This window comes from Aster yellows witches'-broom phytoplasma AYWB, from assembly GCF_000012225.1.
In the GTDB taxonomy this organism is placed as follows: Bacteria; Bacillota_I; Bacilli_A; order Acholeplasmatales; family Acholeplasmataceae; genus Phytoplasma.
The window spans coordinates 233486-256878 of the sequence record NC_007716.1; the positions used below are offsets into that span (position 1 = coordinate 233486).

The 23393-nt window shown below is 27.5% G+C and carries 28 protein-coding genes; 15 read left to right on the forward strand and 13 right to left on the reverse strand.

The features are described 5' to 3' along the window. Positions 1-8 precede the first annotated feature (8 nt). The 13 genes from AYWB_RS01035 to AYWB_RS01095 all read right to left on the reverse strand — a co-directional run bounded on the left by AYWB_RS01035 (position 9) and on the right by AYWB_RS01095 (position 10014). Positions 9-614, reverse strand: coding sequence for a hypothetical protein (locus AYWB_RS01035; protein ID WP_011412503.1), 606 nt, complete (start codon positions 612-614; stop codon positions 9-11). Between the two features lie 175 nt (positions 615-789). Beyond that, the gene (tmk, locus tag AYWB_RS01040) at positions 790-1422 is read right to left on the reverse strand and encodes a dTMP kinase (protein WP_011412504.1); all 633 of its coding nucleotides are present in this window, start codon (positions 1420-1422) and stop codon (positions 790-792) included. 71 nt (positions 1423-1493) lie between these two features. Next, complete coding sequence (locus tag AYWB_RS01045) at positions 1494-2123, reverse strand: YqaJ viral recombinase family protein (RefSeq protein ID WP_011412505.1); 630 nt, start codon at positions 2121-2123, stop codon at positions 1494-1496. Positions 2124-2360: 237 nt separating this feature from the next. Further along, a complete protein-coding gene (locus AYWB_RS01050) occupies positions 2361-2579 on the reverse strand; it encodes a hypothetical protein (protein ID WP_041639812.1) in 219 nt (72 codons plus the stop codon). Between the two features lie 104 nt (positions 2580-2683). Continuing rightward, on the reverse strand, positions 2684-3058 hold the full coding sequence (locus AYWB_RS01055) for an SVM family protein (RefSeq protein ID WP_011412506.1): 375 nt from the start codon (positions 3056-3058) through the stop codon (positions 2684-2686). Positions 3059-3296: 238 nt separating this feature from the next. Further along, positions 3297-3959 (reverse strand): hypothetical protein, encoded by a 663-nt coding sequence (locus AYWB_RS04220; protein ID WP_425303925.1) that lies wholly within the window; start codon positions 3957-3959, stop codon positions 3297-3299. A gap of 69 nt (positions 3960-4028) precedes the next feature. After that, positions 4029-4649: an ATPase gene (locus tag AYWB_RS04030; RefSeq protein ID WP_011412508.1), complete on the reverse strand. Its 621-nt coding sequence runs from the start codon at positions 4647-4649 to the stop codon at positions 4029-4031. Positions 4650-4749: 100 nt separating this feature from the next. After that, the gene (locus tag AYWB_RS04035) at positions 4750-5151 is read right to left on the reverse strand and encodes a hypothetical protein (RefSeq protein WP_187321649.1); all 402 of its coding nucleotides are present in this window, start codon (positions 5149-5151) and stop codon (positions 4750-4752) included. Beyond that, entirely contained in the window at positions 5126-6001 is an 876-nt protein-coding gene (locus AYWB_RS01075; RefSeq protein ID WP_011412510.1) for a hypothetical protein, read from the reverse strand. The genes AYWB_RS04035 and AYWB_RS01075 overlap by 26 nt, the downstream gene beginning before the upstream one ends. A gap of 75 nt (positions 6002-6076) precedes the next feature. Further along, positions 6077-8380 (reverse strand): ATP-binding protein, encoded by a 2304-nt coding sequence (locus tag AYWB_RS01080; protein WP_041639815.1) that lies wholly within the window; start codon positions 8378-8380, stop codon positions 6077-6079. A gap of 38 nt (positions 8381-8418) precedes the next feature. Then, on the reverse strand, positions 8419-8709 hold the full coding sequence (locus AYWB_RS01085; RefSeq protein ID WP_011412512.1) for an HU family DNA-binding protein: 291 nt from the start codon (positions 8707-8709) through the stop codon (positions 8419-8421). A 182-nt stretch (positions 8710-8891) separates the two neighbouring features. Next, positions 8892-9227, reverse strand: a complete 336-nt coding sequence (locus tag AYWB_RS01090) for a single-stranded DNA-binding protein (protein WP_011412514.1) — start codon at positions 9225-9227, stop codon at positions 8892-8894. A gap of 181 nt (positions 9228-9408) precedes the next feature. Next, positions 9409-10014 carry a sigma-70 family RNA polymerase sigma factor gene (locus tag AYWB_RS01095; RefSeq protein ID WP_011412515.1) on the reverse strand — a complete coding sequence of 202 codons (606 nt, stop codon included), beginning with the start codon at positions 10012-10014 and terminating at the stop codon, positions 9409-9411. A gap of 116 nt (positions 10015-10130) precedes the next feature. On the opposite strand from AYWB_RS01095, the gene AYWB_RS01100 reads away from it, so the two are divergent. The 15 genes from AYWB_RS01100 to AYWB_RS01155 all read left to right on the forward strand — a co-directional run bounded on the left by AYWB_RS01100 (position 10131) and on the right by AYWB_RS01155 (position 23383). Then, entirely contained in the window at positions 10131-10934 is an 804-nt protein-coding gene (locus AYWB_RS01100) for a hypothetical protein (protein WP_011412516.1), read from the forward strand. A gap of 108 nt (positions 10935-11042) precedes the next feature. Continuing rightward, positions 11043-11171 carry a hypothetical protein gene (locus AYWB_RS04385; protein ID WP_274376785.1) on the forward strand — a complete coding sequence of 43 codons (129 nt, stop codon included), beginning with the start codon at positions 11043-11045 and terminating at the stop codon, positions 11169-11171. A gap of 501 nt (positions 11172-11672) precedes the next feature. Then, positions 11673-12251 (forward strand): SVM family protein, encoded by a 579-nt coding sequence (locus tag AYWB_RS01105; protein ID WP_011412518.1) that lies wholly within the window; start codon positions 11673-11675, stop codon positions 12249-12251. Between the two features lie 269 nt (positions 12252-12520). After that, entirely contained in the window at positions 12521-12916 is a 396-nt protein-coding gene (locus AYWB_RS01110) for an SVM family protein (protein WP_011412519.1), read from the forward strand. A gap of 307 nt (positions 12917-13223) precedes the next feature. Then, positions 13224-13673, forward strand: coding sequence for a hypothetical protein (locus tag AYWB_RS04440; protein WP_011412520.1), 450 nt, complete (start codon positions 13224-13226; stop codon positions 13671-13673). A gap of 10 nt (positions 13674-13683) precedes the next feature. Beyond that, positions 13684-14391, forward strand: coding sequence for a hypothetical protein (locus AYWB_RS04445; protein ID WP_011412521.1), 708 nt, complete (start codon positions 13684-13686; stop codon positions 14389-14391). Between the two features lie 89 nt (positions 14392-14480). Next, positions 14481-14636: a hypothetical protein gene (locus AYWB_RS03895; RefSeq protein ID WP_011412522.1), complete on the forward strand. Its 156-nt coding sequence runs from the start codon at positions 14481-14483 to the stop codon at positions 14634-14636. A gap of 569 nt (positions 14637-15205) precedes the next feature. After that, positions 15206-15802 carry a 30S ribosomal protein S4 gene (gene rpsD / locus AYWB_RS01120; RefSeq protein ID WP_011412523.1) on the forward strand — a complete coding sequence of 199 codons (597 nt, stop codon included), beginning with the start codon at positions 15206-15208 and terminating at the stop codon, positions 15800-15802. 371 nt (positions 15803-16173) lie between these two features. Next, the gene (mgtA, locus tag AYWB_RS01125) at positions 16174-18843 is read left to right on the forward strand and encodes a magnesium-translocating P-type ATPase (RefSeq protein ID WP_041639818.1); all 2670 of its coding nucleotides are present in this window, start codon (positions 16174-16176) and stop codon (positions 18841-18843) included. 192 nt (positions 18844-19035) lie between these two features. Beyond that, positions 19036-19812 carry a diadenylate cyclase gene (locus tag AYWB_RS01130; RefSeq protein ID WP_238374423.1) on the forward strand — a complete coding sequence of 259 codons (777 nt, stop codon included), beginning with the start codon at positions 19036-19038 and terminating at the stop codon, positions 19810-19812. A gap of 103 nt (positions 19813-19915) precedes the next feature. After that, positions 19916-20782: a DegV family protein gene (locus AYWB_RS01135; RefSeq protein WP_011412526.1), complete on the forward strand. Its 867-nt coding sequence runs from the start codon at positions 19916-19918 to the stop codon at positions 20780-20782. 202 nt (positions 20783-20984) lie between these two features. Continuing rightward, on the forward strand, positions 20985-21584 hold the full coding sequence (locus AYWB_RS01140) for a hypothetical protein (RefSeq protein WP_011412527.1): 600 nt from the start codon (positions 20985-20987) through the stop codon (positions 21582-21584). 296 nt (positions 21585-21880) lie between these two features. Then, positions 21881-22288 (forward strand): dihydropteroate synthase, encoded by a 408-nt coding sequence (locus AYWB_RS04085; protein WP_011412528.1) that lies wholly within the window; start codon positions 21881-21883, stop codon positions 22286-22288. Continuing rightward, positions 22278-22415 (forward strand): hypothetical protein, encoded by a 138-nt coding sequence (locus AYWB_RS04090; protein WP_202943279.1) that lies wholly within the window; start codon positions 22278-22280, stop codon positions 22413-22415. The genes AYWB_RS04085 and AYWB_RS04090 overlap by 11 nt, the downstream gene beginning before the upstream one ends. A gap of 731 nt (positions 22416-23146) precedes the next feature. Next, the gene (locus AYWB_RS01155) at positions 23147-23383 is read left to right on the forward strand and encodes a 2-amino-4-hydroxy-6-hydroxymethyldihydropteridine diphosphokinase (RefSeq protein ID WP_160122692.1); all 237 of its coding nucleotides are present in this window, start codon (positions 23147-23149) and stop codon (positions 23381-23383) included. Positions 23384-23393: the final 10 nt, after the last annotated feature.

The window sequence follows — 23393 nt, forward strand, 5'->3', positions numbered from 1 at the left end:
TCCTTTTTTTATTTTTTAATTATATTGATATTAGAAAAAGGGATAAATTTGTTGGTAATTAAGTTTTGTAAGAAATTGTTAGCTGAATTGGAAAATAAGTTAATTACTTGATTAATTCCTTGCACTTTTCCTTGATTGATTTTATTGTTTAGTCTTTGGGTTTCGGTTTCGTTATTGGTTAATAAATAGAACTCAAAACGGGTGTCTAATTTTTTTAATTGTTGTCCTTCTACCATGGCTTGTTTATAGCGGTCTCGGAGACAGGTTTTAAAATTAAACGCCATTATTCGTTTGGTTTCTGTGAATAAAACTAAATCAAAGCGAATATCGGGGATGAAAAATAAATAAGCCTGGGGATATAAATTGATGATGCCTTTGTTTTGAAAATATAATAAAATGAGATATTCATTGATTTTACCGCGGATGACTTTTTGACTTTGAGAATTGGTGTTATTTTGGTTAAAATAATGGTTTAATTGTTGGTCATTGGTTTGCATATATTTGTTAATAGAAAGATTAAAAGTGTCTTTGTTAAAAAAATATTTTAAAATTTCCACAGTTTGGATATTAGTATTAAATTGTTGAATATTAAAAAAATCTTGGTTATTTAACATTTGATATTCCTTTCTTTAAATAAAAAAAGACCTTTAAATTAAGGTCTTTTGTTGGTTTTTTGAGTTTTTTTAAAGATTTTTTTAGTTTTCCATTTAACAAGACCGTCCTTGGTGACGGTTTTGATTTTGCCGTTGGTATAGTAGTAATAAGTGTTTCTGTTTTTACAGGTTTTTTTTAGTAATTATTGCCATTTTGTATTTCTCCTATTTGTTTGATTATTTGTTTTTGGTTAGTTAATGTTGTTTTGCTATTCATCTCTTTTAAGATGAATTTGTGGCCGAGGTTTTTTCTTTCTAAGAATAATTCATATCCTTGGCTTACTTGGTGAAAGTATGATAAAGGATGAGTTTCTATGACGTCTAATTTATGATCTTTTTGGTTCTGTTTGCGTTCTAAACCTAATTGTGGTTTGATTTTGAGATAAACAGTCATATTTGGTTTAATAAATTGTTTATTAAGTAAATTAAAAAGCTGATAGTTTTTATCAATGTTGTGAGGATAAGCTTGATAGGCCAAGTTAGAACCTAACCATCTATCTATTAAAATGATTTTATTAGTTGCTAAATGTGGTTTTATTTCCTCTTCTTGGATTTGTTGCATATTAGCAAAACTCAATAAATATCTAGTTAATGGTTTTAATTGGGAATTAGTTAAAAAGATATCACGAAGAGGTTGGCCGATGGAGGAACTTCCTAAACCTTGTAGATTAATTACTTCGTGACCTTGTTTTTCTAATTGTTTTCTAATTTTTTGAATTAAAGTTGTTTTACCACTGCCATCTAGTCCTTCAAATACGATTATTTTCATTTTAATTCTCCTTTGAATTTATATTTTGGGTATAAAAAAAGACCTTCGATTTGAAGGTCTAAAATAATTAATTATTTGATTTTACTTAATTGTTTTAAATAAGTTGTTTGTGATAATTCTTGTTTGGCTTTTGATAAAAGTTCTAAATATTGTTTGCTATCTTGAATCATTTTAGTAATAAAATTATTATCTAAGTAAATTCTGACTACATGATAATCATTATCATTAAAATAAACTAAGAAATAAGCGAATTGAGCTTGGGAACAATAAAGTTGACATTGAACTTGTGCCCAGTAGTTTTTAGGGACTTCTTTGTTTGTTAAAAAGCCATTCCAAGATTGAGATATGTTGTTGTTTTCGTCACGATAAGGACATTTGATTTCTAAGAGAGTTTTGGTTTTAGTATTATAACCATCTAAAGAAGCGGAAAACATTTTTTCTTTGTCATCTGTAAAGATGGTGTCAGGATAATCAAGTTTCGTGGTTTTTTCGAAAAAAGTTCTCGCTAAAGGTTCCATTTTATTACCATGTTCAGTGTATTTGTTGCTTGTGAAAGTAGTGCCAAAGATTTTGTCATGAACCAATTGTTCTAAAGAACGAAATTTGTCATTGCCTGTGATACTACCTATTTCTGATGCGTTTATGTATTGTTTTCGGTGTTGATACCATTCTTTGGTACGTTGTGATAAGGTGATTTGCATTGTTATTCCCCTTTCTTAAAAATTTTCTTTAATAATGAAAAAAGATATTTTCCTAAATAATAAGATAAATTTAATATATGATAAAGACATTTAAAGATGAAATCAATTAAACATAAGAGATGAGGTAAAAATAATAATATAATGATTAATAAAGCTAAATTAAGCCACTTATTTTGATGATTAAAGAAATGATTACTTATAGTAGCAAACCAATTATTTAATTTTGTTAACCAAGTATTAATTAGGTTCCACATGATTATTAGTTTTCGTAGTAGTTAGATATTGATAAAATTGAACTACTATTCCTTGTTTTAGTCTTTTGATGCTTAATTGATAGGTAAAAAGATAGAATTTGATTAAATAATTAATAAAAATTAAAGGTATTAATAAAATAGAGATAATAATAAAAAAGATGATGTTACTCGGTAAAGATGGTAATATTTTTTTAATGGACATATTTTTAATAGTTCCTTTCTTTTTTAAGTATTGGGTAATAAAAAAAGACCCTGAGGAGGGTCTTTATAAAAAGTTAAATATTTTTATTTCTTATTAAATACAAATTAATTATTTTCATCATTTAAAGTTTTTAAAAGTATTTGATAAGTTTTTAATTGTTCTTTTTGATTATTAATTAAATTTTCTAAATTTTTTTTTAAGGTTAAAAGAGTATTTTTTCTAGGTTCATTATTTGATAATTGTTGTATTTCGTTTTCTATATTTATTTTTTTAACTGCATTTTCTCGAATTTTATATTTTAAATTAATTATATTTTCTTCAATAGAGTAATTAGTTATGTTTGGGTTATTATTACTAGTGCTAGCAATATCTTTATCCATCCCCATTACTTGTTGATTATTATTAATTAAAAATAATCCTAAAAAAGCGAATACAAATACATTTAATAACAATAATAAATTATTTTTGATTTTAAACATTATATGAAATCTCCTTTTATTTTTTATTACCAGACATCAGTCTGTCTTCTTTTCATTTCTGCTTCTTCAACTTTATCATTGTTATGTTTATCTTTGAAGATTGATAAAGTTTTACGGATAGGGTTGAAGTGGAGGTGAAAATCGGTTAATTTGAAGTTTTCATTGTGAACGAAAGCATCACCAAGGTAATAGTCTTTGTCTTCTTGTAAGAAATGTTTAGGGCCTTTGTATTTTAGGATTAAGTAGTTACCACCTGGGCCTTTGTGTTTTTTTTTTCGAAGTTAATGTAAGAATATAATTGGCTGTCGGCTTTTGCGTCAAAAGATGCACTGTCGAAACCGTCTAAAGTAGTATGATTATAAGTATCGCCATCTTTATTCCATCGGTCGAAAGGATGGCGGTTTTTGATGAAGATAGCTAGGTTGGAAGGTTCGGGTTGGGATTCGAGGCGTTCTAATATTAAGCGTTGATTTATTTTAATTAGTTCATCTTGATTTTTCATGATTTTTTTTGATAAATTATCTAATTCAGGATTATTAGGTGAACGATTCATATCTATAGCTTTATCATTTAAATAAATTTGTAGGTTTTTTTCTTTAGCTTCTGTTTCTAATAATTCTCGTTCACGAAATAATTGTTCTGCTTTTAGTTTTTGTTGTTGATAATAACCAACACCATTTAACCCATCAAAGGTGTATTTAGCTTTAATCATTGTACATTTTTGATTATCGTCGTACCATTCTTCAATGTTTTCAAATTTAGTTTCTTGAAAGGTAGGAATTGGGTCTTTAGGGAGTTTGATGACTCCTGTTTCAGTTAAGATGATAAACCCAATAAAAGCTGCCACGATTAAAATAATTATTAATAAAAACCATTTGCTTATTTTTTTAATTTTGAACATGTTTATTAATTCCTTTGGAAGAATTTTCAATATATAGGTATTTTAACATATTTAACTTTTTAATTAACCTTAAAACCATTTACGAAACCAAGAAGTTACTTTATCGATTTTTTTGTTTACGTCGTCTTTAATTTTTGTAGTAAAAGGTTGGATTGAACCTTTCCAGGTTTTTTGTTTGTCTATGATTTCTTTGGTTTGGTTGTATTCTGCTGTTTTGTCGGTTAATTTATTCATATTATCTTTCAAAGTTTTTTTAGTTGCTTCGTGTCGGGTTTTTTCGGTTTTTAATTTTTCTTTGAGAGTTTCGATTTCGTGACGGAGTTCAGCGTTTTCTTCGATATATTTACCTGAAGCGTTTTCTAAAGCTTTGATTGTTCCTTCAAGGGCTTGAATATGTAGGCCTTGTTGTACCCATTTATCGATTTGTTGTTCTAATTCGTCGCTTAAACGGTTTATTTCTTCAGCTTGTTGGTTAATGATTTGGTTTAGTTCGGTTATTTCTTGATCTTTTTGGGCGATGATAGTTTGATATTCCTTTTCTTTTTGTTGAAAATTAGTAGTTAATTGATTGATTTCCTTTTGGAGAGTTTGCTTTTCTTGTTCGGATAAGGCTTGATTGGTTAATAATTCTTGATTTTTAGCTTCTAGTAAGGTTTTTTGTTCTTGGAGTTGATTTTGGAGGTTTTCCATATTTTGATGTTGTTCGTTAATTTGCTCGATTAATTTATTAATTTGTTTTTCTTTTTCCGTGTTGAGAGTTTTTTCTTGGTGGAGATCGGTTTCTAGTTGATTATTTTTTTTGATCTTGGGTAAAGATTTCGTTTTCTTTAGAACGGATTTTGTCAGTTTGTTGATTGATTTCTTTTTGAAGTTCTTGTTTTTCTTGTTCAGATAGTTTTTGATTATTTTCTAATTCTTCTTGTTTTTGAATTAAATCATGTTCTAAATTGGCTTTTTGGGTTTCTAAATTAAGACTATTTATTTTTTCTTGTTGGAGTTTAATTTCTAATAACTTTTTAGCTTTGAGTAATTCTTCAGGAGTTTGTTGGTGAGTTTCAGTTACTTTACTAGTTTCTTTTAATTCCTCGCCAAGGTGTTGTGTGTGGTGACGTTGTTCTTCATAGATTTGTTCTGGTTCAGTTGTTGTTTTATCAACTGAACCTTGATCAGGGATTGAGATTATGGTTTTCACTTTCGTTGGCATTTGTATCTTCAGTATTGTTAGTTTCTTCTTGAGTTGTTTCTGTTATTTTATTTTCATTATTATTAGTTAAAGTTGATTCTTCATTTTCAATAATGGTTGGGCTTGGCGTTTGTTGAATAGATGGCGCTTGTAAGATTGGCGCTTGGGGATTTTCTATTTTGTTGGTTAATGGTTGGGGCGGATGAGGATTTTTAGTTTCGCTTTGATAAAATTGGTAAAGTTCATAAGCGGTTGAAGCTAAAGAAACAAAGAAAATGGCCTTGCTGCCAAATCTTAACAGTTTGCCACCGAAATTAGCTACTTTAGAAGTAGCTTTCTTTTGAACGATAGTTTTAGTACCTTTTTTTATTGTTTTTGTCTTGCCACTTTTAAACCAATTACCGATTTTACCTAATCCTAAACAAATACCGATCACACTTAAAGTAGTTGCTAAATAATATCCTAATTTCGTTTGTGGCGAAGGAATGTGATTAGGATCTTTATCATTGCCTGTTAATTTACGATAGATATATTCAATAAAATTACGAATTGGTTGAGTAGTTTTATCGTATAACGATTTAATTTTAGTCGCGGCGTTATTTGTAAAATCGTTGATTTGGTTTAAAACTTCAGGAAAAAATTTAAAAAGTGTCCAATAAATTGCCCCACCAATTAGGATAAATGGTAATAAAATAAGGATGATATTGAAAATTGATTTTAAGATTTTTAGGAACCAATTTTCTTTTTTAGTTTGTGTTTCAATAACTATTTTAGGATGTTCGGTTGTTGGTTTTCTTTTGGTAATGATTATTTTTCCAGTTGATTTTTTTGTATTTTTTTTGTTATTTTTTTTATTCATAGTTCTTCTCTCTTTCTTTAATTTGATATAAAAAAAGACTCTAAATAGAGTCTTTTAATGTTGGTGAAATTATTTTTAATTATTATTTTGAGGTTTTACATGATGTTTATCTTTGAAGATTGATAAAGTTTTACGGATAGGGTTGAAGTGGAGGTGAAAATCGGTTAATTTGAAGTTTTCATTGTGAACGAAAGCATCACCAAGGTAATAGTCTTTGTCTTCTTGTAAGAAATGTTTAGGGCCTTTGTATTTTAGGATTAAGTAGTTACCACCTGGGCCTTTGTGTTGTTTTTTTTCGAAGTTAATGTAAGAATATAATTGGCTGTCGGCTTTTGCGTCAAAAGATGCACTGTCGAAACCGTCTAAAGTAGTATGATTATAAGTATCGCCATCTTTATTCCATCGGTCGAAAGGATGGCGGTTTTTGATGAAGATAGCTAGGTTGGAAGGTTCGGGTTGGGTATTTAGACGATTTTCGACCAGTTTTAATTCTTTTCTTAGTTTTTCTTCTCTAGTTTTTAATCTTTGCAGTTTATTTTTAATATTAATGATTTCTTGGGTTTTGTCTTTGATTGTTTGTTCGTATTTTTCAGGAGTTTGGTTTAAGGTAGTTAATTCCTTTTCTAATTGAGGGATTTTGTTGGCTTGGTGGATTTGGGTTAATTTTTTTGTTGTATTTTCTAAATCAGTTTTAGTTTGAGAATGTTGTTGACGGTAATAATTAATTCCGTTTAAGCCATCAAAAGTGTAACGACATTCTATTTTAATGGTGTCTTTAGGTTTAGCTAAATATTGATTGAACCCTTGACGCCATTGATAATATTGATTTTCACAAGCTTCGCGGCGTTGTTTGGTTTGTTGATAATCAGGGTTAATTTTTAATTTTAGTTTTAAGGCTTCTTCTAAATCGGAAGGTAACATAACGGCGTGAGTTTCTGGGTTTTTTGTTTGCCATTTGGCGGTTTTTTTGTAGGCTTCTTCGATGATGGTGGTTAAATCACGGTTAGAGAGGTTTTTGCCTTGACATAGTTGGGCGATATCTTTTAAAGCTAAAAAAGTATGATAACTAATTTGATAAGGGATAATGTTATGTTTTAAATAACCTTCAATTTCGCTATCTTTTAAATTACCCACATAGATTTCTTTACTAAAACGACTTCTTAAAGCACTATCAATTTTATCAAGGTTGTTAGCGGCGCCCATTAAGACAATCTTTTTATCAGAACGTTGAAATCCATCAAGTTTATCTAATAAAGTGTTTACAATATTGGCGCTGACTGAGGAAGTATTTTTATCACTACGGTTAGGTAAACCATCGATTTCGTCAATAAAGATAATTGTTTTATCATTTTCTTCGGCTTCTTGCCAGATTTTTTCTAAGGTAGCTTTGCCTTCACCAATGTATTTTTGGTCTAATTTTGCAGGAATTAAGTTAATAAAGTGAACATTAGCCTCGCCACATAAAGCTTTGATTAAAAAAGTTTTACCTGTTCCTGGTGGTCCATATAAAAGGTAGCCTTTCGGACGCACTTTATCAAAGTTAATCAAAGATTGATTAGTTTGAAAATAAGTTAATAAATCTTCTAATTCTTCTTTTTCATTTTCCATTCCACAGACCTCTTTAAAAGTAACTTTATGCTTAATATTTGCTAAAGGTTTATTAGCTTTTAAGAGATTTAATTGAGTGGTTAAATTATTTTTTTGTTTGGTAAAATAAAGTTTTTGACCTGTTAAGAAAAGATTGAAAGAATTTAAATTTTTTAATTCAGTTTGATTTGTACGATATTCTTTTTGAGTTTTTAATTCTTCGATTTTTTTTTGATTAGCTTCCACATAACACAAGGCTTGGTTTAATTGGGTGATTTGTTGTTGAAGATTTTCTTGAGTTTGTAATTGAGCTTTTTCTTGAGCTAATTTTGCTAATTCTTCTTGTTTTTCTTTTTCATTTTGGTTTAAAGCTTTTCTTTGTTCGATTAAATTATTGACTAAGGTTTGTTGAGTTTGTTGTTGATTTTTCAGTTCCGTTAATTGTTGTTGTTTTTGGGCTTTTATTGTCGGATTTAATTGAGGATTATTAGTTAATTCAGTTTGAAGAGTTTTAATTTTGGTAATAATGTCATTTAAAGTTTTGACGTTTTCATCAATTTGAGTTTTTAATTGGTGATCTTGTTGTTGGAGTTTTTGTAATTTGGCTTGTTGGTTAATGATTTTTTGTTCGAGCGCTTTTTGTTTAGTTGAATCCAGTTGGGGATGATTAGTTACTTTTCCAGTTTTGTTGGGTGTTTGATTAGTTTGAAAAAGTCCCATAATTAATAAAATAATTAACCCCAACAGAAGAAATCCTAAAAAACTGAGATAAATTTTGGTTTTTAATTTCATCATTTAACCTCCTTTCTCTAATGTTTTTTTATTAATGGTTATTTCAAGATTAAATCTTTCACTTTATCTTTAATGGTTTTAGATAATTTAAAAGTTACTATGGTTTTTGCAGGAATTTTTAGTTTTTTTCCTGTTTGGGGGTTTCTACCAGTATAAGCTTTTCTTGTTTTTAAGATGAATTTACCTATTTTAGAGGATAAAATTACTTCTTCGTTGGAAGTAATGGATTCTATTAGGGTATGTTCGAATGAATGGTAAAATTCTTCTGTTTTTGAAATTGAGGTTTTATTGGCCTCGGCTATATTTTTAATTAATTCTTTTTTAGTCATATTTTTTTCTCCTTTTGGTTTGGTTTATTATTTTTTTTAGTTTTAGATTTTAATTTGCTGCGGTCTTTGAAGTAAGTACTGCGGGCGATTTCAGTCATGGCGTCACTCATATTATTTTTTTTCTCCTTTATTTTGGTTTTCTTTTTAAAAGTTAAGATGTTTAATATCAATGTTCTTTTATTTTAAAATGGTAAATTATCAGTTTGAGGTTTATTATCTAAAAAGATGACATTATTAACGATTACTTTATTATTTGTTTTCTTTTGACCTTCGTTGTTGGTGTATTTTTGGATAGATAATGTCCCTTCTAGATAAATTTTAGACCCTTTATGTAAGTATTTATGAAAATTTTCCGCTTGGGTTCTAAAAACTACACAAGGAATATATTGAACTTTGTCTTTGGTTTGGTTAACCGCTAATTGAAAATCTATTTTAGGAATTTGTTCGTTGTTAACCTTAAGATATTGTTTGTCAAGATCATGAGTGATACGACCGATTAATTGAACGTTGTTTAACATTTTTTTATTCTCCTTATTTTGATTATTTTTAATGTTGATGATGTTGTGTTTATTTGGGAAAGTTGTTTTTTGTATTGAGTTTAAATTTTACATTAAGTAATAGTCTCAACCAAAGATAATAGAAACAAACAATGCAAGCAAAATATTAAAAGATAGAAAATATTTTCTAGTTTCATATCATTTATTTTTTCAATTTATTGATTGCTATATTTTTAAGAGTTTCTACTTGCCTTAAAGTTAAATTAAGTTTTTGGGCTATTTCTTGATTGGAATAACTCGGTTGATAATCTTCGTTGATATTTCCTAAGGGAATGCCAAAACTTAATCTAATGATATTAAATTCCTTTTTGCTTAATTTAGTTTTTAGTTTCTTTAATAAGAGTTCATGATTTACTTGTTTTAACCATATTTGATGAGTGTTAGGATTTCTATTTCCTTTCTCCAATGAATGTTTTTCTTCTTGAAAAGAAGTGCTATTAGTTTTATGAGTTTTTTGAGGAATGGAAGGCGAATGACTTTTTCTTATTAATTCTCTGATTTCTGATTTGATAGTTGGTGTCGCATAAGCGATAAAGTCATAACCTAAATCTACATAATTATTTAAAGCTTTGATCAATCCTAAAACTCCTTCTTGGTATAAATCTTGTTTTTGAAGGACACGTGGATAATATTTAAATTTAGAAACTAGTTTTTTTACTAATGGTTCATGTAAATTTATTAGTTGATTACGTATTTCTAAATTCTTTTTACTTTTTAAAAAATCTTTAAATAATTTTTCTCTTAACATTTTATTCCTTTCTAAAAATATTCTTAGAAAAGATAGGAAATTATTTTTTTAGTCTAGATAAAGAAAAAAAAGACTAACTTAATAGTTAGCATTAAAAAACTTTTAAAAATTAAAAAGTGTCTAAAGTTTTGGAACAGTTCAAAGTCAACAAAAAAATCGAAAAAATAGAGGCCGAACGAGAATTATATCAATCTTTAAAAGAAAAATATAAAGCCATGCATGTTCGTATGGAAACCTACGAAAAAGAAAACTCCTTTTCCTTTGGTAATGCATGTAAAATGGGGTTCAAAGCCTTCGATAAAGTAACTGATTTAATCCCTGCCAAATACGGTATTAAAATCATAGGCAAATCACTTACTTTCACACGTAAATTCTCACAAGGTATGACTAAAACTACTTTAGTTCTTCACGAAGGACACCGTTTATGGCATATGTACAACGAAGTATCGAACGAAAACAAAGAATCACTCCCAATGATTACCAAAGAAGCCTTAGAAATGTATACCAAAGACATCGATCGCGACCTAGCCAAACTCGACGCTGACTACAAAGACCAAGAAAAGAAATTAGAAGAATATAACGCTCGTAATAGTGAAGATAATTTAACACAAGAACATAGAAAATCAGAAAACATTATTGAAAATATTAATAAAGATAGAAATTCTGTCATCAACGAATACGAAAAAATAACCGAAGAATTAGAACTCAAAAGACAACAAATAACTGACGAAATCAAAAACGAACAACCAAAAATAATACAACAAGAACAACTAGAAATAAAATTAGAACCCATAAACGAAGAAATAAATACCATCAAAGAAGAACTAAAACTTCAAAACCCTAACTACGCAAAAGTCCAAAAAAGAATCAAACAAACTAATCAAAACAAAATCCCAGAATTAATTTCTATCCCAGTATAAAAAAAACTTTTTCTTTAATATTAATCAAATAAAGTTGTATAATAGTAGTAATTAATTATTTTCAAAGATAATATCAATTACTACTATTATCGGAAAGGCTATGAAATAATGAATTTTTTTAAAAAACATTGGATCGTTATTTTAATTATAACCGTTTTAGTTATTTCTTTTATTATTGGAATTTTTGAAGGTCTTTACAAAACCAAACAAGAAAAAACAAATATCAAATTATCATGAAGAATTAGATAACAATCCAAAAATAAATAATCCACCAAGAACCAAACGCGAAATAGAAACACCAAAATCTAAAATTAAAATAACTAAAGAAAAATTTGATATAATAAAAAATTATATTTTATCAGAAAATGAAAACGAAGTTTTAACAATAAATGATCTTTCTAAATGATCTTTCTCAAGAAGAAAAAAACGAAATTGACAAAATAAAAAATAGTTGGAAATTATGTTTATAATTACAAAAAGATAGACAAAAAATAATATTAGAATATCAAAAAGAATGCGACGGTTATAATAAACAAATAAGTGAACTTAATCCCCAAGATGGATTTGATAAAATAAAATCATTAACTGAACAACTCCAACGCGCCGAAAAAGAAAAAAACAGATTACAAAAGAATTATGATAAAATGTTGTTTGAATATAAAAACGAATTTTCTATTAAACTTAACTCCCTCTACGAAATCAACCCAAATGAGGGGTAAAAAAAAGGAGATTTAATTAATGTTAAAACTAAAAAATCAATTTAAAATAATTAGTATTTATTTATTTGTATTTATAGGTTTATTATTTATTAATATGAATCAAGTTATTGCGATGAATAATAATAACGTTGGAACAAGCGAGCATGTTTATAATTCTTTAGAAGAATATAGAAATTATCAAAATTTATTAGTTTCTCAACAAACAAAAGCACAAGAAGTTATTAATGCTTTGGAACATCAAGTATCAGAAACAGAAAAAAAACTTTTATTTGATCAACTAGAATTAATACATCAACAAATTATTATAACTCAACAAAGACACTTAGATATTCAACAACAAATAACTATAAATTTAATTTTAAATAATGAAATAACAGAATTAGAAAATCTACATTCCTCATTAATGCAAGAAATGACAACAATTATCAATAACATGCCTCTTTATGTTTCAGAAGAACAAATTAATCTTTTAAGAAATACACAAATTAGAATAAATCAAAATCAAAACAATATAAATACAATATTAGAACAAATAAGAAATCAATCACCTATGCCTCGAATTAATTTATCTCGTAATCGTTCTTCTCAAAGACGTTAAAATAATTAATTTTTTAAATTACAAATTCAACACAAAGATTACTGCCTTGGTCGTACAAGAGCGGATGACTCCAACTTTTAACTAACCGAATTCAACCTTCACTTTAATCCTGTTATCTGTAGTTTATCCATTTTTAAAGATAAACGCAATAACGATAAATTAAAAGAAGCCAAATATATTAAAAGAGCCAATTCTAAATGGTGATAAAATTTAACAATTTCCAATATGTTAAAATTTAAGGAATAAAACAATTAAAGGAGATTTAATTAATGTTAAAATTAAAAAACCAATTGAACCTAATTTATCTTTATTTAATAACTTTTATAGGATTATCATTTATTTTGAACAATAATCAAGTAATGGCAATGGAAAACAATAATTTATTAGATTCAAGAGCATCAGAGGAACATTTATGTCTAATAAACAATAAGATTTGGAGTTTGTCCGTAAAAAAACAAGAATTATTTATGTTATCTGCATCTAACGGAGATCAAAAAACTAAATCTATATTAAATAAAAGATATTTTCGTTATATAAATATGATTAAAAATCTAGAACAACAAAGAAATACAATTATCAATAGAGGTTATTATAATAACCCAATTTTATACCATTTAATAAACGATTTTAATCAACAATTAACAAAATTAAATATAAATTATTAAAATAATAAATAATACATACAAAAATTAAATAAATTCCCAAAAGACCCTCCCTAGGGTCTTTTTCTTTTATCCAAACAACAAAATACATCCATCGTTAAGGCCATAAACTAAAAACCAAAGGAGGCAAACAAATCATGATTAAAACCAAACCTTTAAAAAAGTTTTTATAACCCTTTCTTTATTAATCACTATTTTATTCATTAAACCTATTTTCGCCCATAATTATTTTCGCAAACAAACAAAATCTAAAATCAAACTCGCCGACTACCAAACCCTTCAACAAGAATGGTTAAAAACCCAACCAAAAATGAAAAGATATGACATCAATGTTCTAGATAGAGGATATATCCCTAACATCTTAAACTATTTTAATCTTCAATGCAATGGTTTTATAAATCCGAATATACCTAGTTATAACAGTTATCAAGGAATTAAACTCTATTGGTACCTAAAAAACCCTCCTTCAGGCCTTTTAGGAGTCTATTTTAAACATCGTCCTAATCCTTTTAATATCCAATATCCTGCTTATGAAGATTACAAATACACCTTAGAAGATCTCCTCAAAAACGAAATCGCCATCGAAGAAGCCTTTATCTTCTGGGATGCCAAACAAAAACCTAACAAAGATAAACCTAATATAAAAATTAATAGTATCAATATCTTCGTCGGTCAAAATAAAGAAGAAATAATTAATCAACAACAACATTATCAAAAAACCCAAACTCATCAAATTAGGATGTTGCAACATCACACCTAATACTTGTTTAGTGGCACCTTTAACATCAAAAACTTTCCATGAAATTGATATTGACGCTATTTATTTTGATGATGGGATTCGCATCGTGAAACCTCAACAAAGAAACATCGAAGATCTCTTAAAACTTTCCAATGGCGCTAAAAACATCTATCTTTTCGCCTTCAACATTGAAAAAAGAGTAATCCACATTAACCTTCCAGACTCTCTTAATCCCTACCAAGCTATCCGAGATTGGAAAAGAGCCAACAAATTATACGCTTATGAAGGAAAATATAACAGAAGATCTGCAAGCGGCAATGAAACATTCATTTCATTTACTATTAATTTAGTAGAAAATATTTTTGAAACTGAAGATAAAATATATCGGATTACTTGTAGTGATACACAACCAAAAAAAGATATTTTAATGGACTATCAACCAGATTTTATTAAATGGCTAAAACAATGTTATATCAAATATGGCTGTACCTACCAAGGAGAAGCAATTAGAAACAAATTAGGTCGTTCATCTAGAACCCTTTATGATGAAAATGGTAATACCCATTATTATAAATATGAAGAAGGTTGGAGATATGATGATTGGTATATCGACGGAAACGATTGTTGTTCTGGTGGTGATCGTTGGCAAACAAGAACTTATTATCAATTCTTAGACACAACCCGACCGCCTAAAAAACCAGATATCCTCGAATATTGTAGGCGATTAAAGAACCATTAAAAAAAATACCAACTTTTAAGTTGGTTTCCTTATTGTTTCTAAATACTAAAAAATATTTTTCTTATTAAATAATAAAAAAGGAGATTAAAATGGCGAGAAATTACAGACGTTCTTATTTCAGTAAAAAAACTTTTAGAAGAAATTGGATTTTACCTACATTAGGCATTGTTATTCCTTTAGTTAGTCTTAAAGAATTTTTAAAAAAGTGTCTAAAGCTTTGGAACAGTTCAAAAATCGCTTTTTGAGGTTTTAAATAAAAATAGAGAACACCACTTCCTAAAAAAGGTTTATAGTAGGTGTTAAATTTTTTAGTTAAATAACAAACTTTTACCCTTTTCCAAAGCGAATTAATAAATAATTAATTACCTACAATAATTTGCCCCCCCAGTAAAATGAATATTTTAGCCCAAACTGTAAAAAAAGTTTGGTTTTTTTGTTGAAATTTCATAACAAAAAACAAAATATAAAAAAATAATTCATTAACTATAAAATAATAAAACATCATTTATAATTCCCCACCTCAAACTATTTACTTAGTTTGGGTTTTTTATATCCAAATAACTAAACATAAACAAAAAACATTCCCTAAACTAACTAAAATTAAAAGAAAATCACTAAAACACTTGACTATTTCATCTTTTTTTTATAAAATATTATTGATGGTAAAACAGATGTAGCTAAAATAATTAAACCAATCCCTTGCCTTTTAGAGGCTTTTCCAAGTAATTCTTTGCTGTTTAAGAAAGAAAAGAAAGCAGTTGATTATTAATTATTTTAGTTACACAAACTTACCTTAAAAAAGGAGAGTTTACAAATGTCACGTTATACAGGTTCGCTTTGGAAAGTTTCAAGACGCCTTAATTATTCGGTTTCAGAAACTGGAAAAGAATTGCACAAAAGAGCTTATGGTCCAGGACAACACGGTCAAAAAAAAGTTAAATTAAGTGATTATGGTTTTCAATTGCAAGAAAAACAAAAATTACGTTTCACTTACGGCGTATCAGAAAAGCAATTTCGCAAAACTTTTGATAATGCAAGTAAACTAAAAGGGATTCATGGTGAAATGTTTTTAGTACTATTAGAATCTCGTCTTGATAACGTAGTTTATCGTTTAGGATTTGCCAAAACAAGAGCTCAAGCAAGACAATTAGTTAATCACGGCCATATTTTAGTAGATGGAAAAAAAGTAGATATTGCTTCTTATCGTTTAAAACCAGGGCAAACAGTTACTTTAAGAGAAAAATCTAAAAATCTAAATATTGTACAAGAAGCTTTAAATAGTAAGTTTGTTCGCGCAGATTATGTTTCTTTAGATAAAGAATTAGTGGGTAAATATGTAAGATACCCTCAAAGAAACGAATTTTTACCAGATATTAACGAACAGTTAATAGTTGAATATTATAATAGATAACTTAAACGCCCTTTAATTAGGGTGTTTTTTTGTGTATTTGGAATATATAAAATAGTAGTTAATTAGTTGTCATTATATAATGAAAGGCAACCAAAACTAATTTATTATTAATAAATCGATAATTAAGATAACTCATTACATAAAATAATAATTATAAAACAAAATATAATAGCATAAGATAAACTAACAAAAAACCAACCATCATAAAATTATTGTCTATAATGAACATAGCTTTTTATAATATAATATTTTTGTAAACTAATATCATTTATTTAACATTTTGCCCTAATTATCAATTATTAAAGTTTCAGTTTTAATTGCTTTTGATCAACTTTAACTTTTAAAAATCTCAAAAAAAGGAATTGTTTAATATGAAAAAAGTAAATTTGAAACGCCAAGAAACAATTGATTTTTTAAAAACTATGAGTCAAAAATCCCAAGAAAAAACTTTACAAACCCTTAATTCTTCTTTGAAAGGATTAGATCAAAAACAAGTAATGTTGCATCAAAGTTTGTATGGTAAAAATATTTTATCCCAAGAAACTAAAACCAGTTTTACTAAACAATTGCTCCAAATTGCAATTACTCCTTTTAATATTGTTTTATTAATTTTAACTCTTATTTCTTTGTTTAATGATGTTCTTACTCCCAGTCAAGAAAATAGAAGTTATTCTACCGTTATAACAACTATTTTAATGTTTTTGGGTTCTGTAATTGTCCAATTTAGTCAAGAAAGCAAACATTTAAAAATTACTTCTCAATTAAAAACTTTGGTACAAAACACAACTGCAGTCAAACGCAATAATTTTAAAATGGAAATTGCTTTAGAAGAAGTAGTAAGAGGAGATATTGTTATTCTTTCGGCAGGAGATGTTATTCCAGCTGATATTAAATTATTAGAAACCAAAGATTTTTTTGTAAAAACAACAACTTTTACTGGTGAATCAGAACCGGTAGAAAAAATGGCATGTTCTTTTTTACAAAGTGAAACAATTTTAGATGATCCTAAATTAGTTTTGGCAGGTTCAACTGTTATTTCTGGTTATGCTACAGGTATTGTTTTAGTCACCGGCAAAGACACTTATTTAGGCAATATCAGCCAGGAAATTACTAAAAAAAAATCCCTTTCACACTTAGATCAAAGCATTAATACCATTGCTAAATTGCTTATGATATGTATTTGTTTAATGGCACCTTTAGTATTTTTATTCAATTTTTACAAACCTCAAAATACTTTTTTACAATCATTCCTTTTTGCTCTTACCATTGCTTTTGGACTTACTCCCAAAATGCTTCCCTTAATTGTTGCTACTTCTTTTTCTAAAGGAATTGTTGCTTTATCTAAGCGCAAAGTAATTGTTAAAAACCTAAATGCTATTTCTAGTTTTGGAGCAATGAATATTTTATTTACTGACAAAACAGGAACCCTTACTGAAGACCAAATCTTTTTGGAAAATTTCTTAGACCTTAACGGCAACGAAGATATACGCGTTTTGCGTCATGCCTATCTGAATAGTTTTTTTCAAACAGGGCTTAAAAGTTTAATTGATAAAGCCATCATTACCAAAACAAATAATGCCAAAACTCTACATCCTTCTTTACAAGGAATTACTGCACAATTTACCAAAATTGATGAAATTCCTTTTGATTTTAAAAGAAGAAAAATGAGTGTAGTAATACAAGATGCCTCACAAAAACAACAAATGATTACTAAAGGAGCAATTGAAGAAATACTTTCTATTTGTGATCATGTAGAACTTGAAGGCAAAGTTGTTCCTTTGAGTGACCAAAGCAAACAAATAGTCCTTCAACAAACCATAACTTACAATCAAAAAGGTTATCGCGTAGTTGGAGTAGCCCAAAAACTTATCTCAAATCCCAAGCAACAACCTTGTTTTACTCCTGGACAAATTGAAGAAAAATCAATGGTTCTAATCGGATTGCTTACTTTTTTAGATCCCATTAAAGAAAGTTCAACCCAAACAATTTCTTCTTTGCAACAAAAAGGTATTATCGTTAAAATCCTTACAGGAGACAACGATATTCTTACTAAAGCTATTGCCCAAAAATTAAATATTCAAACAACTTATTGTCTTCAAGGGAGTGTTGTTGATAATTTAAGCGATGATGCTCTTTACGAAGCTTCTCAAAAAACCAATCTCTTTACTAAATTATCCCCCGAACAAAAAGCAAGAATTGTATCTGTTTTCAAACAAAAAGGCAATATCGTTGCTTTTATGGGAGACGGCATTAATGATGCTTCTGCCATGAAGCAAGCTAATTTAGGTATTTGTGTCGATAGTGGTGCTGAAATTACTAAAGAAATTGCAGATATTATTTTATTAGAAAAACAACTTACCGTTTTAGAACAAGGAGTTTTAGAAGGAAGAAAAACCTATACTAACGCCCTTAAATACATTAAATTTACTCTATCGTCTAATTTTGCCAATTCTCTCAGTATTTTACTTGCTAGTTTATGCCTTAATTTTCAACCTATGATAGTTTTACAAGTTTTATTTTTAGACCTTATATATGATTTGATTTGTTTTGCTATTCCTTTTGATAATGTTGATGATTTTTATTTACAAAAACCATGTAAATGGGATTTTGCAAGCATTAAAAGTTTTATGTTATGGTTTGGTTTTTGTTCTTTCTTGTTGGATTTTGCTTTTTTAATTGGAATGAAATTTCTTTTAAAAAACTTATCCCAAAACGATCGATTATTCCAAACTAGTTGGTTTATTTTTTCAATGTGGTCACAAACATTAACCATTTTCTTACTGAGAACTGACAAAATTATTGCTAAAAACAATCAAAAAAACCTTCCCTCTTTCCTTATTATGGTATGTTGTTGTCTAGGTTTGATAATTACTACTTTCCTTCCTTTAATACCTATTGTAAGTCAAGCGCTTCATTTAGATCAATCAATTTTTGAAAAAACTACAATTTTCCCCTTTTTGTTATTTTTAGTAGTTATTTATTCATTAGTTATGATATGGGCTAAAAAAATATTTATTCAAAAACACAAACAATTATTATAAGTTGTATTGATTAATTTTGTTATTTTTTACCTTTGTATTATTTTATTATTTCAAAATAAAAATGGTTTGCTTTGGTTTTTTGTTTGTCAAAAATTAATTATAAATTGATTGTTTTGCTTTCTAACATCCCCCCCCTTTATCGCCTTCCAATTTTTTTCAATTTATCGATAATCATTTTTGAAAGGAATTTCTATGTTTGGTACTTCCCCTTTATGGACAGTTTTTTTGTTTTTGTGCATCTTTATTTTTTTTCATTTTTTCTTACGCAAATATCAAGTTTTAAATATTGTATTTTTATTTTTGCTGTTATTTTCCTTTGTTTATGGTTTGAAAAGCTACCACGATACTTTTGTTGAACCTATTTTTAAAAGATATCTTAGTTTAGACATTTCTAAAAACATTTATGATTGTTTATTAAATTTTATTCTAACTAGTATTATCATCATCAAAGCTCCTTATTTAAGAGTTGTTTTTAATAATTGGTCTAAACATTGGAATATCAAACGAAAAAACTTTTTTATGGGTGGAGATAATACTCAAAAAGAAATTATTAAAGCTACTTTAGAACTTGCTTCGCGCAAAATAGGAGCCTTAATTACGATTGAAAAAAATAATACTTTGGAACAATACGCTCAAAAAGCTATCTTAATTGATGGCAATGTTTCTAAAGAATTGTTGTTAAACATCTTTGCTCCCAACACCCCTTTACATGATGGAGCAGTTATTATTAGAGGAGACAAAATTTTGTGTGCTAGTGCCTATTTTACCTTGTCTTCATCAGCTGATTACTTAGATAAAAAAACTGGTTCGCGCCACCGTGCAGCTTTGGGAATTAGCGAAACTACGGATAGCATGACAATTGTTGTCTCCGAGGAAACAGGAAATATTTCTATTGCTTTAGAAGGGATGATGTTTCAAACTAACGAACAAGAAAAACTTCAAGAATATTTGGCTATTTTTATGAATTAATTAAAATAAAAATTAAAAATAAATAAAATATAACCCAATTTTATAAAATAAAATAATCCCTACTAACCTCAAACCCCAAATAAACCGAAAAGGAAACAAATAAATGAATAAACGAAAATTAGGCATCGTAGTTGATTCTACTTGCGGAAATACTTATGGAAAAAACTTTTTTGAAGATATTTCAGTAGTGCCTTTAACATTAATTGTTGGAGAAACTAGCTATATGGATGGTACTATTGACAACACTACTTTACTAAATTTTATTGAAAACAAACAAAAAGTAACTACCAGCCAACCCAATCCAGAGCTTTTTATTAAAGCTTTTCAGGAACAATTCGACTTAGGATATAAACACGTTATTTGTTTAACTTTATCCAGTAAACTAAGTGGCACTCATAATAGTGCTCTTTTAGCTAAAAAAATGCTTAAAAATCCCAATATTACTGTTATTGATACTCAAAATATTGGCCCTGGAGTTTATTTTTTCTTACAAAGAATTAATGATTGGCTTACTCAAAAACCTGATGTTTGCCCCCAAACAATCACTGATAAAATTAATGAAGAAAAGCTAAAAGGTTTTTTGTTATGTACTATTAATAATTTAAAAATATTGGCTTATAATGGGCGTATCTCTAAATTTAGATTTTTAATTGGTAACCTTTTGAAAATACACCCCATTTTAAAATTTCAACAAGGAGTTTTATCAATCGAAAAAAAAGTAAGAAACTTAAAAAACTGTTTTAACTATTGTCTTAAAAAAATATTAGAACACAAAACCACAAATAATAAACTTGATATTCAAGTTATTTATGTAGATGATGACAAAGATGCCAAAAAACTTTTAGCACAAATCACAAACTTAGCAAATCCTCAAATTAAAGTTACTCTTTATGGTGCTATTTCTCCTGTAGTGGCGGCTCATATTGGCTATAAAGGATTTGGATTTTATCTTAACGAAATTACAGATTAACTTATAATTGCATATTTTTTTAATCCCGGTTTTTGTTAAAACAATCTTTTTATCCCAAAAATTTTCAAAATTTGCCTTATAAAAAACACTTAAATAATCTTTTTGATTATCTTTTTAGCTATTTTAAGATACAATATAATGTAACTATATATTTAGTTACATTATATTTTTATATCCTTGATGTTAGAAAGAACCAAAAAAAGTGCCTACATTTTACCAAAGAAAAAAAATTTTTTTCAAAATACTTTTGGTTTTAGTATTATTTTTTTTTATTACAACCATAGCTTATGCTATAGAAGATTGGCATAAATTAAAAAGTGATAGTAATTTTGGATTAAAAATTGCTGCTCCTGCAGAATTGTTAGTTTCCAACCCCGCAGATCTTCACGACACCAATAAAAAATTTTTAGTTCCTAAAGAGCATAGTTTTTTAATGACAACAGAACAAACAGATAGAGTTATTTTTGAACAAGAAGCCACTCTAAAAACTCAAAATGACAAATTAACTTTTATAAAAGGAAAAAATATTAAACTAGATATTAATTATTTTTTTGAAAACCTTGATTTAAACGAACAATTAAAAAAAATTTTTAATGTTCAGATTTTTTGGAAATACAAAGAACAACCCCAACAAAGTTTTGTTCCTTATGACAATAAAAACAAACCAGTTATTATTGATACAAACGGTAATTTAAAAAAAATTATTTTTCAATTTACCATTTATGCTTCTGAAGTTTTTCCTTCTGAATACGTAACTAAAGAAAAAAAATTGCATATAAAATATAGAATAGAAAAAACATAATGTTGTTTTGATATTTTTATTATTTGTTATTTGCAAGTAATAACTATTTTTAATTTTAAGCTCCTTTAAAATTTTAAATTATATAAATTGCTTATTTATTTCAATACTTAATTTTTCAAATAAGCGAAGACCGTATCAGCACGGTCTTTTCTTTTTTCTTGATATTTATTTTAGAAAAAGATTAATTTATTACAAAAAAATTTATATTAATAAAATAAAATCCTAAAATTATTATTTTTTTTATAAAATGAATTGATGAAAAAACATTTTTTTGTGTCTTTTGGTAACGTTCTTTAATGATAAAAATTTCTTTTAGTAAAATAATTTCTATTTCAAACATCCTAAAAATATGGAAACTGTCTCACAAACGCCAAATTGAAATCTTTCATAAAGCCTTAATTATGGCAATTATTAATGTTACTTCTGATTCTTTTTCATATGGCAACCAACATTTTGCCACTCAAAAAGCAGTTAAACATGCTCTTTGTTGTCTCAAAGAAGGTGCTGATATCCTTGATATTGGATGCGAATTTACTCGCCCAGGAGCAACTCTAATTACTCCTTTAGAAGAACAAAAACCCATTTTGCATGTTATTAAAGAATTATCGCACCACCCCAAAGCCATTATCTCTGTTTATACTTATCATTTTCAAATTGCTAAATTAGCCATTAAATCAGGAGCTCATATTATCAATGATGTTTAGTGGATTTCAACAAAATCATCAAATGGCAAAAACAATTGCTGCATTAAATGAAGGCGTTTGCATTATTCATACAGGCAGAACTCACAAAAACCTTTCTAATAAATTGCAAGACCAATTTTATTTTTAAATCATTCCTTACAAATTGCCAAACAAGCTCAAATTGCAACAGAGGAAATAGTGATGAATCCTTGATTTATTTTTTTAAAAAATATTGATGAAAACTTTGATATTATAAAAGATTTTGAATAATTAACTAAAATGGGAATGACCTATATTGGTAGGTCTTTCTCGCAAAAGATTTTTCCAAGCTATAATTAAAACTGAAGGCATTTTGTAAGTATAATCTTTAGAAGCCATTACTGATGCTGCTCTAATTTTTTGTTAAGAACTAAAGGGGCTTCGATTTTTTGAGTGCATAATGTCAAAATTAATCAAAATAGTTTGCTTTTGAGATATACTTTAATGAAAAAATATAAATATTATTATAAATATATTTTAAAAATTATCACTTTTAAAAGAATGAAAAAAATTAATTTTTTCAACATAAAAAACGTAAACAAAACACATTCTTAAAAAAGGAATTTATTACTTGTCAAACTTATTAAATATTTTTCAAAAACAAATATTTTGCCAATTTTGTTTACAATTATACACAAGTAAAGAACCCACAAAACAAATGATTAATTCGCATCCTAAATGCGAAGTTTTGAAAGTTTTTACTTTGTATGAAACTTTTCCTTGTAAAAAAAACATACTAACCTTTATTTTTAAAAGCTGCTTTTCTAATCAAAACTACCTTATCCCTTTTACTTTTTTAGTTTTTTATTATCTGTAAAAATGAAGCTCAAAATAAAACACATGGAATTATTGGTTCCACTTACTATTGATTTAGATATTTTGTTTTTTGGTAATCACACTTGTAAAAATCCTAAATTAACTATTCCTCATCCATATATGTTAGAAAGAATTTTTGTCCTTACTTTTTTAGCAGATATTTTGCCTAACCAAATAACACAAACCAAAACTATTTTAGAATGGAAAAACCAATTAGATCAAAATGCAGTTAAAATAATTGAAAATAATCAATGGTATTAACCTTTTTTAA

Bases quoted from the DNA above. Each gene is read 5' to 3' on its own strand.
- AYWB_RS01035 (WP_011412503.1), bottom strand. From the start codon at position 614: ATGTTAAATAACCAAGATTTTTTTAATATTCAACAATTTAATACTAAT.
- tmk (WP_011412504.1), bottom strand. From the start codon at position 1,422: ATGAAAATAATCGTATTTGAAGGACTAGATGGCAGTGGTAAAACAACT.
- AYWB_RS01045 (WP_011412505.1), bottom strand. From the start codon at position 2,123: ATGCAAATCACCTTATCACAACGTACCAAAGAATGGTATCAACACCGA.
- AYWB_RS01050 (WP_041639812.1), bottom strand. From the start codon at position 2,579: ATGTCCATTAAAAAAATATTACCATCTTTACCGAGTAACATCATCTTT.
- AYWB_RS01055 (WP_011412506.1), bottom strand. From the start codon at position 3,058: ATGTTTAAAATCAAAAATAATTTATTATTGTTATTAAATGTATTTGTA.
- AYWB_RS04220 (WP_425303925.1), bottom strand. From the start codon at position 3,959: ATGTTCAAAATTAAAAAAATAAGCAAATGGTTTTTATTAATAATTATT.
- AYWB_RS04030 (WP_011412508.1), bottom strand. From the start codon at position 4,649: ATGGAAAACCTCCAAAATCAACTCCAAGAACAAAAAACCTTACTAGAA.
- AYWB_RS01075 (WP_011412510.1), bottom strand. From the start codon at position 6,001: ATGAATAAAAAAAATAACAAAAAAAATACAAAAAAATCAACTGGAAAA.
- AYWB_RS01080 (WP_041639815.1), bottom strand. From the start codon at position 8,380: ATGAAATTAAAAACCAAAATTTATCTCAGTTTTTTAGGATTTCTTCTG.
- AYWB_RS01085 (WP_011412512.1), bottom strand. From the start codon at position 8,709: ATGACTAAAAAAGAATTAATTAAAAATATAGCCGAGGCCAATAAAACC.
- AYWB_RS01090 (WP_011412514.1), bottom strand. From the start codon at position 9,227: ATGTTAAACAACGTTCAATTAATCGGTCGTATCACTCATGATCTTGAC.
- AYWB_RS01095 (WP_011412515.1), bottom strand. From the start codon at position 10,014: ATGTTAAGAGAAAAATTATTTAAAGATTTTTTAAAAAGTAAAAAGAAT.
- AYWB_RS04385 (WP_274376785.1), top strand. From the start codon at position 11,043: ATGAATTTTTTTAAAAAACATTGGATCGTTATTTTAATTATAACCGTT.
- AYWB_RS01105 (WP_011412518.1), top strand. From the start codon at position 11,673: ATGTTAAAACTAAAAAATCAATTTAAAATAATTAGTATTTATTTATTT.
- AYWB_RS01110 (WP_011412519.1), top strand. From the start codon at position 12,521: ATGTTAAAATTAAAAAACCAATTGAACCTAATTTATCTTTATTTAATA.
- AYWB_RS04440 (WP_011412520.1), top strand. From the start codon at position 13,224: ATGAAAAGATATGACATCAATGTTCTAGATAGAGGATATATCCCTAAC.
- AYWB_RS03895 (WP_011412522.1), top strand. From the start codon at position 14,481: ATGGCGAGAAATTACAGACGTTCTTATTTCAGTAAAAAAACTTTTAGA.
- rpsD (WP_011412523.1), top strand. From the start codon at position 15,206: ATGTCACGTTATACAGGTTCGCTTTGGAAAGTTTCAAGACGCCTTAAT.
- mgtA (WP_041639818.1), top strand. From the start codon at position 16,174: ATGAAAAAAGTAAATTTGAAACGCCAAGAAACAATTGATTTTTTAAAA.
- AYWB_RS01130 (WP_238374423.1), top strand. From the start codon at position 19,036: ATGTTTGGTACTTCCCCTTTATGGACAGTTTTTTTGTTTTTGTGCATC.
- AYWB_RS01135 (WP_011412526.1), top strand. From the start codon at position 19,916: ATGAATAAACGAAAATTAGGCATCGTAGTTGATTCTACTTGCGGAAAT.
- AYWB_RS04085 (WP_011412528.1), top strand. From the start codon at position 21,881: ATGATAAAAATTTCTTTTAGTAAAATAATTTCTATTTCAAACATCCTA.
- AYWB_RS04090 (WP_202943279.1), top strand. From the start codon at position 22,278: ATGATGTTTAGTGGATTTCAACAAAATCATCAAATGGCAAAAACAATT.
- AYWB_RS01155 (WP_160122692.1), top strand. From the start codon at position 23,147: ATGGAATTATTGGTTCCACTTACTATTGATTTAGATATTTTGTTTTTT.